Annotated in this window: 16 protein-coding genes; 4 read left to right on the forward strand and 12 right to left on the reverse strand. The window is 34.3% G+C overall.

Annotation, left to right across the window (positions count from 1 at the left end; translation table 11 throughout):
• The first annotated feature begins 9 nt into the window (after positions 1–9).
• Positions 10–2,436 carry a T9SS type A sorting domain-containing protein gene (locus GTR01_RS19680; protein ID WP_160139461.1) on the forward strand — a complete coding sequence of 809 codons (2,427 nt, stop codon included), beginning with the start codon at positions 10–12 and terminating at the stop codon, positions 2,434–2,436.
• 169 nt (positions 2,437–2,605) lie between these two features.
• On the opposite strand, the gene GTR01_RS19685 is transcribed toward GTR01_RS19680, so the two are convergent.
• The 7 genes from GTR01_RS19685 to GTR01_RS19715 all read right to left on the reverse strand — a co-directional run bounded on the left by GTR01_RS19685 (position 2,606) and on the right by GTR01_RS19715 (position 9,464).
• Positions 2,606–3,025: an OsmC family protein gene (locus tag GTR01_RS19685; protein WP_160139462.1), complete on the reverse strand. Its 420-nt coding sequence runs from the start codon at positions 3,023–3,025 to the stop codon at positions 2,606–2,608.
• Positions 3,026–3,049: 24 nt separating this feature from the next.
• Positions 3,050–4,372 carry a DUF58 domain-containing protein gene (locus tag GTR01_RS19690; protein ID WP_160139463.1) on the reverse strand — a complete coding sequence of 441 codons (1,323 nt, stop codon included), beginning with the start codon at positions 4,370–4,372 and terminating at the stop codon, positions 3,050–3,052.
• Between the two features lie 124 nt (positions 4,373–4,496).
• Positions 4,497–5,528, reverse strand: coding sequence for an AAA family ATPase (locus tag GTR01_RS19695; protein WP_228452292.1), 1,032 nt, complete (start codon positions 5,526–5,528; stop codon positions 4,497–4,499).
• Between the two features lie 65 nt (positions 5,529–5,593).
• Positions 5,594–6,751: a hypothetical protein gene (locus GTR01_RS19700; RefSeq protein ID WP_160139464.1), complete on the reverse strand. Its 1,158-nt coding sequence runs from the start codon at positions 6,749–6,751 to the stop codon at positions 5,594–5,596.
• 11 nt (positions 6,752–6,762) lie between these two features.
• A complete protein-coding gene (locus GTR01_RS19705; protein WP_160139465.1) occupies positions 6,763–7,542 on the reverse strand; it encodes a DUF4129 domain-containing protein in 780 nt (259 codons plus the stop codon).
• Complete coding sequence (locus GTR01_RS19710; RefSeq protein WP_160139466.1) at positions 7,535–8,497, reverse strand: DUF4013 domain-containing protein; 963 nt, start codon at positions 8,495–8,497, stop codon at positions 7,535–7,537. The genes GTR01_RS19705 and GTR01_RS19710 overlap by 8 nt, the downstream gene beginning before the upstream one ends.
• A complete protein-coding gene (locus GTR01_RS19715) occupies positions 8,481–9,464 on the reverse strand; it encodes a stage II sporulation protein M (protein WP_160139467.1) in 984 nt (327 codons plus the stop codon). Before GTR01_RS19715 ends, GTR01_RS19710 begins: the two co-directional genes overlap by 17 nt.
• A gap of 28 nt (positions 9,465–9,492) precedes the next feature.
• On the opposite strand from GTR01_RS19715, the gene GTR01_RS19720 reads away from it, so the two are divergent.
• Both GTR01_RS19720 and GTR01_RS19725 read left to right on the forward strand, forming a co-directional pair.
• A complete protein-coding gene (locus GTR01_RS19720) occupies positions 9,493–10,242 on the forward strand; it encodes an RDD family protein (RefSeq protein ID WP_160139468.1) in 750 nt (249 codons plus the stop codon).
• Positions 10,243–10,363: 121 nt separating this feature from the next.
• A complete protein-coding gene (locus GTR01_RS19725) occupies positions 10,364–10,654 on the forward strand; it encodes a GNAT family N-acetyltransferase (protein WP_160139469.1) in 291 nt (96 codons plus the stop codon).
• Here the strand turns inward: GTR01_RS19725 and GTR01_RS19730 are convergent.
• The 5 genes from GTR01_RS19730 to smpB all read right to left on the reverse strand — a co-directional run bounded on the left by GTR01_RS19730 (position 10,643) and on the right by smpB (position 15,459).
• Positions 10,643–11,614 (reverse strand): glycosyltransferase family protein, encoded by a 972-nt coding sequence (locus GTR01_RS19730; RefSeq protein WP_160139470.1) that lies wholly within the window; start codon positions 11,612–11,614, stop codon positions 10,643–10,645. The genes GTR01_RS19725 and GTR01_RS19730 overlap by 12 nt on opposite strands.
• Positions 11,614–12,438 carry a UDP-2,3-diacylglucosamine diphosphatase gene (locus GTR01_RS19735; protein ID WP_160139471.1) on the reverse strand — a complete coding sequence of 275 codons (825 nt, stop codon included), beginning with the start codon at positions 12,436–12,438 and terminating at the stop codon, positions 11,614–11,616. The genes GTR01_RS19730 and GTR01_RS19735 overlap by 1 nt, the downstream gene beginning before the upstream one ends.
• Positions 12,439–12,575: 137 nt before the next feature.
• A complete protein-coding gene (locus GTR01_RS19740) occupies positions 12,576–13,316 on the reverse strand; it encodes a YebC/PmpR family DNA-binding transcriptional regulator (protein ID WP_045491025.1) in 741 nt (246 codons plus the stop codon).
• A gap of 95 nt (positions 13,317–13,411) precedes the next feature.
• A complete protein-coding gene (locus GTR01_RS19745) occupies positions 13,412–14,923 on the reverse strand; it encodes an OmpA family protein (protein WP_160139472.1) in 1,512 nt (503 codons plus the stop codon).
• 77 nt (positions 14,924–15,000) lie between these two features.
• Positions 15,001–15,459, reverse strand: coding sequence for an SsrA-binding protein SmpB (gene smpB / locus GTR01_RS19750; RefSeq protein WP_047427948.1), 459 nt, complete (start codon positions 15,457–15,459; stop codon positions 15,001–15,003).
• A gap of 121 nt (positions 15,460–15,580) precedes the next feature.
• On the opposite strand from smpB, the gene GTR01_RS19755 reads away from it, so the two are divergent.
• A complete protein-coding gene (locus tag GTR01_RS19755) occupies positions 15,581–17,203 on the forward strand; it encodes an ABC-F family ATP-binding cassette domain-containing protein (RefSeq protein ID WP_160139473.1) in 1,623 nt (540 codons plus the stop codon).
• The last annotated feature ends 58 nt before the right edge of the window (positions 17,204–17,261 follow it).

The following is a 17,261-nucleotide window of genomic DNA, read 5'->3' on the forward strand; positions in this document are numbered from 1 at the left end:
ATAACAAATATGAAAACAAAATTATTTTTGTTTGCCTCCCTTGTATGCACACTAGGGATGCAAGCACAGATCGTCAATATTCCTGACACATCCTTAAAATCAATTCTTCTATCATCATCTTCGGGTAATACTATTGCCAAAAACCTGAACGGGAATTATTTTGCCATCGACAGTAATAATGATGGACAGATACAGCAAAGCGAGGCAGATCAGGTAGGTTCATTGGAAATCATTAATCTTGATCCCAACGCAACAGGGAATAATCCCATCCAGAATTATCAAGGTATTTTATCTTTTACTCATATTAAAAATATAAAAATTGATTACTGGAATGTTCCATCTAATCCATTCACCATCAGCAACCTTTCTACTTTGGAGAATTTAGAGGTTTCTTTTAATAATTCTGATCCTGGGAATGCTTCAATAAGCAATTGCATTAATTTAAAAAATCTTTCTATAAAAGGAATTCCTCTTCAGAATTTCACAAACAATCCTTCTCTTAAAAACTTAAATATCGGATTTACTTCTAACAGTTATCAGAGTATACTATCAACTATTGAAGGCTTATCTCTTCTGGAAACTTTGACGCTGGAAGGGAATTTCTATGCTTCCGGAGCAACATCCGGAACTTTAAATCTAAGTAATCATCCATCTTTAACACAAGTTACTATCAATTCTTTAGGGCTGTCTTCTCTTAATGTAAGCCATTCTAATATGTTGAATGCTGTTAATATCAATATGGGAGATACATTTCCCGGTTCCTCACCTAAGTATTTCGGAACTTTGAATATAAGTGCCTGCCCTCTCATTACAAACCTAAACATTAACGAAAACTCCAATATAACAGGTCTTATTGCTGAGGCTTCACCTAATTTGCAAAGCATTGAGTGCCATTCTAAATATTTAGGAACTTTAAATATCAATAATTCTACAGGTCTACATTCCGTAAAACTTGCCGGGAATGAAGTCGTGCTCATGAATAATACTCCTTCTCTAAAGGATATTAAAATCACCAAATATGCAGGAACATCTTTCGATGCTACTAATGCAGTAAATCTTGAAAGCCTGGAATTAGGATATTTTGATTATACCACAGCTCCTATCAATCTTTATGGAAATCTTCAGAGTTTAACTATTAATAATAATTTGAAGCTGAAAAAACTTATTGTTGATAATCATACCTTAACTCAGTTTACTATTAATGGATTACCTCAATTAGAGACTCTATCTATCAGCGCAGGATATTTTAATCCTAACAGCACTCCTGTTCCTGATTTTAATACAGAATTCCTGCAATCGGTAAATATTCAGAATTGCCCTGCACTTACTGCTGCTTCTTTTAACGGGCAGAAAGGGTTAAAATCCGTTGTGATCAAAAACTGTCCTGTTTTGCAGGACTTTAATCACAGTAGTTCTATCAATAATTTCACAAATGCTCCTGTATGGGCTTTAAATAGTTTGGAAATGGAAGACTGTGGCTCTCTTCAGTCAGTCAATGTAAGTTATAATAAATTAAACCATTTAAAAATTAAAAATTGCCAGAATCTACAGTCTATTGATGTCAAAAGAAATGAATTGACGGCCTATGAATTAATCAATACAAACAATCTTAAAAATTTAAAATTAACAGGAAATAAATTCACCAATCTGGATATCTCCACAATACCAAGTGTTGTATCATTAGATGGAGCATTTAATTCGTTACAAAGCATTACCGGAACTTCGTCCAATCTTAAAAATTTAGGAATTTTTAGCAATAACCTCACCCATTTGAATATCCATAACTTCCCTAATCTGGATTCACTGATTATCGGAAGAAATCGAATGGTAGATGTAGATTTCAGGGGGCATGCCAAAATCAGAATGATCTATGAGCATGATCCTGATTATGCCTACAGTAATCTGAATCTCCCTTATGCTAATACACCTAATTATACTAAAACATTTAATGTAAATAATTGTACCCAATTACAATTAGTGGCTTTTTCATCATCCTCGTTGGAAAAAATATATGCCAAAAACGGGACTAACGAATCGCTATCTCTTCCTTATAACGCATCCAATCTCCAATATATTTGTTGTGATGCCAGCCAAATCCAAAATGTACAGGACGAGCTTGATATGGGAGGTATAACAGGATGTACTGTAAACAGCGATTGCCCTACTGATAATCTAGTATTGGCAACTTCTACTGTACAGGAAAAAATCTCTACCCAAATATCACCTAATCCTACAAAAGGAAACGTTTCCATTCACTCTGCTCAAAAAATATCATCCATAGAAATCTATGACGGACTTGGAAAAATGATTCAAAAGCAAGCAGGCATCAATGCTCAACATACTCAGCTTTCTATTCATCATCTAACTTCAGGAGTATATATGATAAAGATTATCACTGATAAGGAAATCTTTATAAAGAAAATAATTAAAAATTAATGATGTAAAAAAACCGGATGTTTCATTCGGTTTTTTTTGGTACATATCTTTTTGCCTCGATTGCAAGAATGGTAGAATAGGTGGTTCAAAAAACATTTCATCATTTAGACAAAATCATTTTACATCCGTAACAAAATAAAAAATGAGACCCTCAAGCCTCACTATAGATTTAGATCTTTTCTCCGTTTACCCATACTTCGTACCCGATTTCTACATTCGGTTCTAGTGTTTTGGATACGGAACAGTATTTTTCAAAAGATAATTCTGCAGCTTTTAAAGCTTTCTTAGGATCGATTTCTCCTTCTAAAAGAAATTTCACCTGCATAGATTTAAAAGGTTTTGCATCATCTACCTGAACCCTCTCTCCTTCTACTTCTGCCTGAAAGCTTTTGATTTCCTGACGTTGCTTTTTTAAAATTGAAACTACATCTATCCCACTGCATCCGGCTACAGCCATCAATACACTCTCCATTGGAGAAACCCCTTTAGCTCCCGGCTGCGTAGTATTATCCAGAAGAATGGAATTCCCTTGACTATTTGTACATTCAAATAAGAAATCGTCGTTGATTCTATTAAGTGTTATTTTCATTGTTGCTTATTGCTTGTTACAAAATTATAAAATTCCTCTGGCTTTTATCTCCAAATATTTATTGATAACGTCGATATTCAAATTCTCAGGAAGTGTATAGACTGTATAAATACCGTATTTACGGAGTTCCTGAATAATCAGCTTCTTTTCAAATTCAAATTTTTCAGCCACGATCTCATCATAGATTTCCTGCATATTTTCAGGATTTTTATGGATCAAAGTCTGCAATTCTGAGTTTTTAAAGAATACAATTACCAATAAGTGATTTTTAGCAATTCCTCGAAGATATTTCAACTGACGGTTTAATCCATCCAGCGTTTCAAAGTTGGTAAATAACAAAATCAGACTTCTCTGGTTGATGGAATATTTTACATCCTGATACAACCTGTTGAAATCACTTTCAAAGAAATCAGTTTTGATATTATAAAGTGATTCTGATATTTTTTTAAGCTGTCCGGTTTTATTTTCAGCAGCAATTTTATTTTCAGCCTTTTTAGAAAAAGTCATCATTCCAGCGCGGTCTCCTTTTCTAAGAATAATATGAGACAAAGCCATTGTTGCATTAATAGAGTAATCCAAAAGACTCAGTCCTTTGAAAGGCATCTTCATGGTTCTTCCTTTATCAATCAGCATGAAAATACGCTGTGATTTTTCATCCTGAAATTGGTTTACCATCAAACGATTGGCTTTGGATGTTGCTTTCCAGTTGATTGTTCTGATATCATCTCCCGGCACATACTCTTTAATCTGTTCAAACTCCATGGTATGCCCCAACTTTCTGACCTTTTTAATTCCACCTAGTAGAAATTCACTCTGCAAAGCCATCAATTCATATTTTCTTAAATGAATAAATGATGGGTATGACGGCAACATCGCATCTTTCTGGAAATTGAATCTCTTAGAAACCAAGCCCAGTGGCGACGATGCATACACATTCAGACTTCCAAAATGATATTCTCCTCTTTCTTTAGGTTCCAAGCTATATTGAAAGAAAGTATTCGCTCCGGAATTGATTGTCTTTTCTATCAAAAAATCTCTTTTCTGAAATTGAAATGGTATTTCATCAATGACTTTAGCTCTGATCTTAAAACTATAGTTATTTTTAATATCAATCTTCACAAAGTTCTCGTCACCATTGGAAAGCTTTTCCGGTAATATTCTTTGTGCCTGGACAGCATCTTTTTGATTAAAAACCAGCAGATAATCAACCATAACTGCGAGAAAACAAATCAATAAAGTAATATGGGCTACCCACATCAGCACAGGAAAGAAAAATGCCAGAACATACAGGATTCCCACTCCGATGAGTGTAAAAAAGAAACGTGTATTGATGTATAAGTTTTTCATTGTTTAGGTGGCAGGTAGCAGTTTATCGTTTTAGGCAGACATTCATTAACTTCATGTTAAGAGTAATTATTGTAAGGAGTTAATTAAACCGTTCAACATTGGTATTTCAATAATTTCCTATTACCTATCTTGGAATCTCTATTCCTTCTAAAATTTGACGGATAATTTCATCAGCAGTAAGACCTTCCATTTCTCTTTCCGGAGAAACGATTACTCTGTGTCTTAAAACAGCATAACTTGCTTCTTTAATATCTTCCGGCGTGACAAAGTCTCTGCCTCTCAATGCAGCAAAAGCTTTAGAAGCAGTGAGAAGTGCTAATGACGCTCTTGGTGAAGCTCCAAGATATAGAAACTGGTTTTCTCTGGTATTGATAATAATCTTAGCGATATATTCCATCAGTTGGGCTTCAACAATAATTTCCTTTACCAGATGTTGATAGCTTTTCAGTTGCTCTGCTGTGATCACATGATGTACACCTTCTGTTTTATCTTCTTTCTTGCTTTCATGCTGATTTTTAATGATCGCAATTTCTTGCTCAAGGTTAGGATATCCTACATTAATTTTAAACAAGAAACGGTCTAGCTGCGCTTCAGGAAGTCTATATGTTCCTTCATGCTCAATTGGGTTTTGGGTAGCTACCACCAAGAATGGCTCCTCCATAATATAACGGGTTCCATCCATCGTGATCTGCCTTTCTTCCATTACTTCAAATAAAGCAGCCTGGGTTTTGGCTGGCGATCTGTTGATCTCATCAATTAATATAAAGTTGGAGAAGATAGGCCCTTTTTTAAATTCAAATTCAGAGTTTTTCACACTGAAAACTGAAGTTCCCAGAATATCGGAAGGCATCAAATCGGGTGTAAACTGGATTCTGCTAAAACCAACATCAACTGTTTTAGCTAATAGTTTTGCTGTAATCGTTTTGGCAACTCCGGGAACACCTTCTATCAAAACGTGTCCATTGGAAAGTAATGCTGCCAGTAAATGTTCTATCATTTTCTCCTGCCCCACAATTACTTTGCCTATTTCGGTTTTTACTTTATCCAGGCTTGCACGAAGCTCAATCATATCAATTCTTGACTGAAACTGGGCTTCGTTTTTATTGAGATCGATAGAAGGTTGATTTTCTATGTTTGGGTTATCAAGATTTTCCATAATTTTTTTCTTTTGTTTTGATAGGACTTCGTTCTATCTTTGGCTAAATCGTCCCTTTGGGACTATTATTTTAGTATTTCGTCTAGTAATTTATTGATTCTTGCCAGATCTTCTTTCATTACACTGGCATAAGGATCTTGGGCTTTTTTAATCAGAGTAATAGCCTCATTAATCATTTCTATAGGTTTCCCTGTTTTCAACTGCAGCTTTTTAGTAAATTCTTCATCCAGAGTCTGAGTATCAATGAGAAGATCCAGTCTTACTTTATTCAGAAAATATTGGGCTTTTTTGGCCATCATATCATGAAAATCTCCTTCCTGAAGGTAGAGATTTCCTATACTTTTTACAAAATCCAGGGATGTATTCCTCAATGGCTCTATAACAGGTACTATTCTCTGCTTCCTTTTTGCATTAAAGAATATAAAAAGAATAAGCCCGCCAAGAAATACCCACCAGGCATATTTCAAAGCTGGATTTCCTAATACAAATCGCATGAAAAAACGAGAAACATTCGTATGATTCTCCACAAACCAAATCGTCTCTCTATCCTGCAAATAAGAAAACACATCCTCCGCATATTTTATATTCCCAGGTTTTAGTAAATAATAATTGGTGAGAAAAAGGGGTTCACTATGGATATAAAAATTTCCTTTTCCAAATTTTACTTTAATAAAGTTTGCCTGATCTGTATTTTTCTTCTCTATTGTTTTCCCAAGAACTTCTACGCCCGGTTTGATGAAAGAAAACCCTTTTCCTGAAGGAAATTTATCTAATTGGATAAAGTCATTCTGGTATTTCTTATCTGTAAACTTCAATACATTTTCGTCCTCGAAAGAAATCTCTGAGCTATGAAATCCAATGCTGTCTGCAATTTCTTTAGGCATAAAACTCATGATCAACATCGCATCTGAGCCCTTTGAAACCTGATCCATAATTTTCTTCCAGGATTCTGTATCAATATCGGTTTCAATAACAACAATATTATGGGCTTCTTTTTTATGCTGGCTATAATATTCGTAAGGAACCTGCTCGATCTTCTTCAGATGAGTTTTAAAAAGATCTTTAGCTTCATTATCAAATACAAACAGTCCAAATGGTGATTTTTCATTGACATCAAAATTCTTACGCCAATCGGTTGTTTCTTTTTTATTCACATCAAGCAATGCCAAAATAACCATCACAACGATGAAGATCACAGCATATATTCTGAAAGTCTTATTCATGGTTAGTTGGATTATGGTTTAAATACCTGATATTGATTTTTAAATTTCTGATAGCTCTGCTCGTCAATATTGAACTCTCCATACCATACGTAATCGAAAATGTAAGAAAGATCAGAAAATTCACTTTTTAGATGGGGAACTTTTAATTCTGCGACATAGTCTTTATTTGTTTTTTCAGGATTCCAGTTAATCAGTTTTTTATCACTCAACTTTTTAAGAATAAATAAGAACTGATAACGAACTGCTGAACGATAATCTCCTGTAAGTTCAAACCTGGCAATGCTCTCAGGAAAGTTTATTTCATGGATATTTTCATGCAATTCTTCTACATTCAGATTCAACTTTTTATTCTTTTTACCAAAAATAAAATTCCCATCTTTTCCAAGAATATATTTAATGATAAAATAAAGAAGGAACCCAACCAAAATGATCGCAAAAAGGCGAATAACCACTCCTGTAAACTCAGAGGATTTTGTAAAAACCGTATCTCCAAAAATACTACGCAAAATACGATCTACCTTCTTTAGAAGTTTTTGCCAGAATGATTCTCTGGGTTTTGAGACTGAATAATCAAATTCATTTCCTTTATATCTTGACGGAACATTTTGCTTAAACTCTTTAGGATACACTGAGTTGTCTGAAACCGGATTCTTCACCAATACAGAATCTGCACGCAGCATATTATGATAATGCCCAGTCGTATAAAGTGAGTCTTCCATATACCCATCATCCTGAGCTTTTACAAAGCCAAGGGAGAATAAAAACAATATGAAAAAAAGAATTCTACTCATTGATTCCAATAGTATCTATTTCCTCAAGTTCTACTTTTTGATGAAGGTCTGTTCTACTATCATAGTACATTAATCCAGCATTTACATACAACAGATTAGAAAGGAAGAATGAAAGCAGCATTGAGATTCCATAAAATACAAAAAATGCAATCCCAAAACCTCCTGTAAAAGGATCTTGCTCAAAATTTCCATCCGGAGATGTTGTCAACATCGAACCATAAAAAAAGATCATTGGGATATATGTAAATACTGAACTTGCTATAGATATTATAATAAACATTACAAACGATGCAGCCCAGTATTTCCAGTATGGAGATTTCTCACTTCCATTAGGATAAGAAAACTGTGAACGGATAGAATAGCTCAAACTTTCCATAAACCCTCTTCCTGAATTAAAATAATCGTACATCAAAAATGTAACGACATTAAATATGGTAGGATACACCAGCATTACAATAAAAATCCCGATAATAACAAAGATCAGAAGATAAGAAAACCCTAACACAAATAAAGATAAAGGTGCTACAATAAACGTCATTCCAAGACACAGCTTAGCAATTTTACCTAAGTTCTTTTTGAAGTCTCCTAAAATCTCATCTGTTTTTATACTTTTTGCTCCCTGTGCTATTCTTTTCAGGTAAAAAATGGGATAAAGATAATTGATAATAGCCAATAGCATAAAAAGTAGAAATGTTATGATTCCCACAACAATCAGTACTCCTGAATTATTGTCAAAATATTGATCAAAATAATAGCTATCACCATTGATATTGGAACCGAAAATTTGAGAAAAAAGTTCTCTATATCCAAAAATAAAGACTGTTACCATTAAAATTAACAGTAAGCCATTGATCAGAATATAATTTTTAAAATAATTCTTTCCGTATAATTTGAAAAAGTTGAAACTATCACTGATGAAAGTTCCAAAGTCTCTTTTTTTATAAAATTGTATCATTAACGTGTTTATTAGTTTTTTTATTGACAATGGATGGATATACAAAATAGTAGAATCCTATAACAGCCAGAGATCCCAGAATAATGATCAAATTTAGGATTACAGGCATTCTCAAAGCATGTCTTGTCACATATCCTTCAATAATTCCAGCACAGATAGTAAAAGGAACAGTGCTTAAAAATATTTTAAAAGAATCTTTAAATCCTTTTTTAAAAGAATTAAATCTCGAAAAGGTTCTTGGAAACAGAATAGATGCTCCTAAAATCAATCCACACATAGCTTCTACTACCATAGCAAAGATTTCAAAAACCCCATGAAGCCAAATTCCTCTTGCACTGTCTTTTAAAGCTCCGTAATCATAGAAAAAATACTGAAAAGACCCCAGCATTACACTATTGGAAAGTAAAGCAAATAGGGTTCCTACTCCTCCTGCAATTCCGTAAATGTATAATTTAGCTCCAACCTGAATATTATTGAAAATAATTCCGATAGTTGTTCCCCAAGTTGTACCACTCTGATACACCCCTACTGCATTATTCTTTTTAATATTTTCGATCGTTTCATTTACATAGCTTTCTCCAAGAATAATATTAACAAATTCTTTGTCATAAGCTGCAGAAATTACTCCTATTAAAGTAAAAAGCACAAAAAATAAAAAGGCATATAACAGATACCTCCGATACTGATACACAAGTAACGGAACCTCAGTTTTAAAGAAATAAACCAATCTGTTCTCCTCTACTCTTTTGGTTTTATAAATCTTTTGGAAGATTTGTGAAGAAAGGTGATTCAGATAAACAGTTGTATTGCTTTTAGGATAATAGGTCTGAGCAAAAGAAAGATCATTGATCAGGTTAATATACAATGAAGACAGGTCATCAGGATTTTTTTTAATTTTCCCATCAATAACCTGTTCTATTCCCAACCATTTTTCTTTATTTTGTTTAATGAAATAAACTTCTCTCATAATTGTAAAGGCTAAAATAATAAAAATTATGTCTCAGATCGCGATAAATACCTCACAAAATGTAAATATTAACTTCAATACTGCAAGTGTTGGAGAAAGAATGCTTGCATTTATCATTGATCTCCTGATAAGGGTTGCATACATCCTAGTTGTCCTTTATTTATTTTTCAATATTTTTGATTTGGGATATTTATTGAACGGTTTAGACAGCTGGTCAGTGATGGCAGTATATATCATTCTTACCTTTCCCACCTATATTTATCCTGTTGTTTTAGAAAGTTTAATGGAGGGGCAAACTCCGGGAAAAAAACTGATGAAGATCCGAGTGGTAAAAATCGATGGATACCAGGCTAGTTTTGGGGATTATCTTATCCGTTGGGTATTCAGACTTATAGATGTCTCTTTTGCCGGCGTAGTAGGTTTAATTTCAATGATTGTTTCCAAAAATAATCAGCGCTTAGGAGATATTGCTTCTGGTACAGCGGTAATTTCGCTAAAAAATAACATCAATATTTCTCATACTATTTTAGAGAATATCAACGAAGATTATGTACCCTCATTTCCTCAGGTTATTGCTTTGAGTGATAACGACATGAGAATCATCAAGGATAATTATACCAAAGCTTTAAAAGTAGATGACCGACAAATCATCAGTAAACTTTCCGATAAGATCAAAAGTATTCTGAAACTGGAAATAGATCCGACCAAGATGACGGAAAGACAATTTATTAATGTTATTATCAAAGACTATAATTATTACACAGGGAAGGATAATTAATACAATTGTCAATACCCGCTTTTGTTTCATAAGTAAATAGTAAATAAGAAAACTATTGCCCAGAATACATTTTATCAGTCCTCATAATTTTCGTATCTTTAATAATAATAAACCCTCTATCATGAAATTTGAAAACAACAGATCAGGAAATGGCGGAGTTCTTACTCTGAATAATGATGTAAAAGAAGTAGGAAGATTAACCTATACCATTTTTCCTGAGGATCAAAAACTGATCATTTCTTTTGTGCTGGTTCATCCTGAATTTGAAGGACGAGGAATGGGAAAATTCTTAGTAGAAGAGGCCATCAAATTTGCAAGAGAAAATAGCTGGAACGTTTATCCGCACTGTTCCTATGCTAGAGCAGTGATGATGAGAATGAATGATGTAGAGGATATTTTCTTAAAGAATTAATACTTCATTCACCAGAATTTCTTCAATATTATCTGGATAATCAACCTTCAGATGATGATCGGATGCAACCCATTCCATAATTTCCTGAAGTTGTAACACTTTAGAATTCGGAATTCCCATTTTATCCAAAGCACAAGCATTACATTCCTGTTCATATTGATTATGAATAGGAATCACAAACAGTTTTTTATCCATAAAAAGGGCTTCTGCGGGAGTTTCAAAACCTGCATTACAAAGAATACCCTCGCAGCCTTCAAAATATTTCAGATATTGAGTTTCATCGATTGGAAATACTTCTACATTTTTTACTTTAACCTGTACTTTACTATATTTTGAAAATACCTTCCACTCTACCGGAATCTTTCTTAAAACCTTAATGATGTTTTCATCGGCAAAACTTGGAAGATAGACAAGATAATACCCTTTCTTATATGGATTAAGGTTTCGGATTTTTCTTCGGATTACAGGCTTTTTAATTTGGGAATGATAATTTTCAAAATGAAAACCAATCTTTCTTTCACTAGGAACGTAGTATTTCAAAATCATTTCTCCCAGAAAATCTTTTTTATCAGGTTTGGGAGTTTCGGAAAAACTCATAGATGCCTGATGGCTAAGTTCAATCATAGGAAGTTTCTTCAGCTTAGAAGCCCATCCCGTTAAAGGTTCATAATCATTGATGATTAAATCATATTGAGATAGCTCTAAATTCTTGATTGTTTTGGCAGCATCAATAAATTTATTATCCGTAAACGTTTTACGATAGGATAAACCGCCTGTTTTGTTATAAAGAAGAGAAATACCTCTATATTGAAAATTAATGTCAAAATCAGCCTTTAATTGCGATTGGTGCCCACTAATAAGTGTATCTACCGAAGCATATTTTTTGAGTATCGGAATAATCTCCTGTGCTCTAGCTACGTGCCCGTTCCCGGTACCCTGAAATGCATACAGAATTTTCATTAAGTAAAATTAGTTACGATTTTTAAAAGCTCGGAATTATCCATCTCCTGAATTTCTTCTACTTCATCATCTTTCAATAAATGTTTATGGTCGTCGTAATAAAAAATCTTCCATTCTTTATTATGATATTCCAAAGCGGACAGATTTTCGATCCAGTCACCAGAGTTCAGATATGTACAAGATCCTTTTTTATTGACAACTTCCCGAATTTGCGGTTGATGAATATGTCCGCAAACCACATAGTCATAATGATTATCAATGGCCAATTCGGAAGCTGTAAGTTCAAAGTCACCAATGTACTTCACTGCTTTTTTCACATTATTTTTAATTTTTTTTGAAAATGAATATTTTTCTTTACCCATTTTCTCTAAAAACCAATTCACTACATTATTGATGATGATTAAAAGGTCGTATCCTTTTCCGCCAAGTTTGGCAATCCATTTAGAATGTTGGACTGATGCATCGAAAACATCGCCATGAAAGATCCAGGTTTTCTTCTGATCAATTGTCAGACAGATTTTATTACAAACTTTGAGTTTTCCCAATTCAAAGTCAGTAAACTTACGGAACATTTCATCATGATTACCTGTAATATAATAAACATCCGTATTCTTAGTAGCAAATGAAAGGATCTTTCGGATCACTTTCAAGTGAGGTTTAGGGAAGTAAGACTTTTTGAATTGCCAGATATCAATGATATCACCATTCAAAACCAAAGTTTTAGGCTGTATAGAATTGAGGTATCTCAGCAATTCCTTAGCCTTACATCCATAAGTTCCCAAATGAACATCCGATATGACAACTAACTCAACGTTTCTTTTCATCCGTATATTTTTCAGCTTTTAATTTGCCGGATGGAACGCCTTCTATTTCTTCAGTATCAAAAAACATCAAGGCGTTTCATAGTTTTTTACAAAGAAACTAATTGAAAGTTAACTGTATATGAATGCTATATTATTTTTTATAAAGAGTTCATTAGCTCTTCTGTGATCTCCATGTTGTGATAAACATTCTGAACATCGTCATCATCTTCGAAACGCTCAAGCATTTTCATATTGGCTTTGAACTGCTCTTCGTTGACTTCTTTTGTATTATTTGGAATTCTTTGCAATTCTGCACTTTTTGCTTCAATTCCAAGTTCATCCAATTTGTGAGATAAAGAACCGAAATCTTCAAAAGCTGTAGTAATCATTACTTCCTCTTCGTCCTTTTCTACATCTTCAGCCCCACCATCAATCATTTCCATTTCGAAATCATCCCATTCCATTTTAACCTGAGCTAAATCGATTGTAAAAATTCCTTTTCTGTCGAAGATAAATGCTAGTTCACCATTTTTACCAAGGTTCCCATCAAATTTATTAAAAATAGCTCTTACATTCGCTACAGTTCTTGTTGTATTGTTTGTAGTACATTCTACAAAAAAGGCAACACCACCTTGTCCATAACCTTCATAGGTAACTTCTTCGTAGTTTTCAGCATCTGCACCACTCGCTTTTTTAATCGCTCTTTCTACATTATCCTTGGGCATGTTTGCCCCTTTCGCGTTTTGGATACATCTTCTCAATGCCGGGTTAGCTTCAGGATCTGTTCCCCCTGCTTTTACTGCTAATGCAATATCTTTACCTATTTTAGAGAAAGTTTTGGCCATTTTATCCCATCTGGCCATTTTAGAAGCTTTTCTATATTCAAATGCTCTTCCCATTTTTAATTTTTAAATTTCAACAAAATTACTTAAAAGTCTACAAAAAAAAAATACCTCCAAAAAAATTGGAGGTATTCATTATTTAGAAAAATTAATTATTTTTTCTTTTTAGCAGCAGCTTTTTTCTTAGCTGGAGCTTTACCTTTTTTCACTACAGTCTTCTTCACTACTACGTCTAGATCAGATTTCTTAAGTGCATCCCAAGCAGCACCGTTGATAGCTTCAACAACTACTTTTCTGTCAACCATTCTGTCAGCGTCAGAAGCTTTTGCAGGAACTTGAGCATCTCTAGAACCAACACCAGTTGATTTTAATTGGTTACCGTCAACTCCTCTAGCTTCAAGAGCACCTACTACAGAAGCAGCTCTTTCTCTTGAAAGTTTCAAGTTGTAAGCAGCAGCACCTTTAGCATCAGTGTGACCTGTTACTAAGAAAGTACCATCCTTAGATTCTTTAATAATTCTAGCAGCCTCATCTAGCTTAGTGTTAGATTCTGGTCTGATAGTAGCTTTGTTAAAGTTGAACAAGATACCTTTAAGAGCACCTGTAGCATCTTTAGCAATTACGTCTTTTGGTTTAGGACATCCGTTGTATTCTGGAAGACCTGGAACTGTAGGACAAGCATCGTCTTTATCAAGGATACCGTCACCGTCTGTATCTGGCCAAGGACAACCTTTGTTTTCAGCAGGACCTGCTACTGTAGGACAAGCATCATCTTTATCGATAACACCGTCACCGTCTGTATCTGGCCAAGGACAACCGTTGTTTTCAACTGGACCAGCTACATCTGGACATTGATCGTCTTTATCTGGAACTCCGTCACCGTCTGTATCAGGACATCCTTGGAATTCTGGAAGACCTGGTGTATCTGGACAAAGATCGTCTTTATCTAGGATACCATCCTTATCTCTATCTCTGTTTCCGAATCTGAATAAGATAGATGCAGAAGCTTGCCAGAAGTTAGCAACTGTAGACTTATCACCTGGAGTTGATACATAATCTCCTTGGATACCAAGACCGAAGTTTTTAGTTACCCAGAAGTTAGCACCAGCACCAGTAGCTACTGTAAAATGGTTAGCTTTACCAGCCTCGTTACCATCTTTTCCGTTAGGAACAGCTCTATCTAATACATTACCATTAGCATCAAGACCATTTTGTGGGAAAGATTGCCCAGTATAGTCATGTCTAAGGTAGTTAGCACCAACTCTTAAATATGGATCAAACCAAGATTCTTCGTTCCATAAAAGACCAGCACCGTGAGCCTGGAAACCAAGACCTGTCATTAGGAAAAATTCTTTCCCCATGTTGAATCTTTTGTTTTCAACATTTCCAACAGAAGTTTGCCAGTCAATAACTAAACCTTTACCAACGTTTCTAGCAACTGTTAACTTAGATAGTGGAGGTGTAATAGAATAACTGTTCATGTTGAACAGGTTCTTTGTCAAATTTTTCGCAGAGAACGTGTTACCGAATGAAGATCTTGCTGCTACGTGGTTTTCAGCGTGAGCACCAACTCCGATTAACCACGGATTGTTGGTAGTCTGTGCGAAAACAGTAGAGGCAACGGTAAGCGCCAATGCTGAAATTCCTAATTTTAGATTTTTCATAGAATTAAATGATTAAATAATTGATAATGCAAAATAAATATAATTTTTCTTTATATACAAAGTTTTTCAAATGATTTTTAACTTTTCTTTAATATTCTGTCCAGGTTCCGCTTATTTTCTCTATCTTTAATGGCCTCTCTTTTATCGAAAAGCTTTTTCCCTCTACCCAGCGCTATCAGCACCTTTGCTTTCCCTCGATCAGTGATATATAATTTCAAAGGTATAATCGTGTTTCCTGCATCTTTTAACTTTTTTTCAAGTTTTTGCAATTCTTTTTTGTGCAAGAGCAATTTCCGTTCCCTTTTTGTTTTATGATTGTAAAAAGTTCCTAATTTATACTCATCAATCATCATGTTGATGATGTATAATTCCCCATCAATAAACTGACAGAACGATTCTGTGATAGATGCTTTGGAAGAGCGTAAAGATTTTATTTCCGTACCCGTTAAAACCATACCTGCTTCGTATTCTTCAAGAATTTCATACTCAAAACGTGCTCTTTTATTTAATATGTTAACTGTTTTCTCAATCTTCATCATTTTAAAATTTCGTTAATGAAATATATAAAAAATACCATACATTTAAAAACTTGACTATTATATTATTACAAAATACCCAAATTCTTTTCGTATTTTTGCGCCAAATTTACAAAACTATATGTTAACAGTATCTAACTTATCTTTACAATTCGGGAAAAGAGTTCTTTTTGACGAGGTAAATATTATGTTTACCAAAGGAAATTGCTACGGAATTATCGGAGCAAACGGAGCAGGAAAGTCTACATTCCTTAAAATATTAACAGGAAAGCAGGATCCTACAACAGGTCATGTATCTCTGGAACCTGGGAAAAGAATGTCAGTTTTGGAGCAGGATCACTTTGCTTATGATCAGTTTACTGTTCTTGAAGCTGTATTAAGAGGTAATAAAAAATTATTTGAGATAAAGGAGGAAATGGATGCGTTATACGCTAAAGAAGATTTCTCCGATGAAGATGGAATTAAAGCAGGTGAACTAGGTGTAATCTATGATGAAATGGGTGGATGGACTGCAGAATCTGATGCACAAACCATGCTTTCTAACGTTGGAATCAGTGATGATATGCACTGGCAATTGATGAGTGAACTTGAGAACAAAGACAAAGTAAAGGTTCTTTTGGCTCAGGCACTTTTCGGTAATCCTGATGTATTGATTCTGGATGAGCCTACCAATGACCTTGACATTGATACAATCTCTTGGTTAGAGGATTTCCTTGCTGATTATGAAAACACAGTAATCGTGGTATCTCACGACCGTCACTTCTTAGATACAGTGTGTACGCACATTGGTGACCTAGATTATTCTAAACTTAATCTTTATACAGGTAACTATTCTTTCTGGTATCAGGCATCTCAATTAGCGACAAGACAAAGAGCTCAGGCTAACAAGAAAGCTGAAGAGAAGAAAAAAGAGCTTCAGGACTTCATCGCAAGATTCAGTTCTAACGTTGCTAAGGCTAAACAGGCTACAGCAAGAAAGAAAATGATCGACAAATTAAATATTGACGATATTAAGCCTTCTTCAAGAAGATACCCTGCTATTATTTTCGAAATGGAAAGAGAAGCAGGAGATCAGATCCTAGATGTAAAAGGTCTTGAAAAAACAAAAGACGGAGAATTATTATTCTCTAATATTGATTTAAATCTTAAAAAGGGAGATAAAGTAGCTGTACTTTCTAAAAACTCTTTAGCAATCACAGAATTTTTCGAAATTTTGGCTGGAAATGTTGAAGCAGACAAAGGAACTGTTGCTTGGGGAGTTACTACGAACCAGTCTCACATGCCTTTAGATAACACCAACTTCTTCCAGGAAGATTTAAGTTTGGTTGATTGGTTAAGACAATTCACTAAAAATGATGAGGAGCGTCACGAAGAATTCGTAAGAGGATTCTTAGGAAGAATGCTTTTCTCTGGTGACGAGGCATTAAAATCTTGTAAAGTACTTTCCGGAGGTGAAAAAATGAGATGTATGTTCAGTAGAATGATGCTTCAGAAAGCTAACGTTCTTTTACTTGACGAACCTACCAACCACTTAGACCTTGAAAGTATCACGACATTGAACAACTCATTGTCTAACTTCAAAGGGAATCTTTTATTAGCATCTCATGACCACGAAATGTTGTCAACTGTCTGTAACAGAATCATCGAACTGACTCCTAACGGAATTATCGATAGAGAAATGACTTACGACGAGTACCTAGCTGATAAAAAAGTAAAGGAATTAAGAGAAAAAATGTATTCTTAATCTGATACATGTACTGAAATATAAAAATACCTCAAAGCAATGCTTTGAGGTATTTTCG

This window comes from Chryseobacterium sp. c4a (assembly GCF_009900745.1).
In the GTDB taxonomy this organism is placed as follows: Bacteria; Bacteroidota; Bacteroidia; order Flavobacteriales; family Weeksellaceae; genus Chryseobacterium.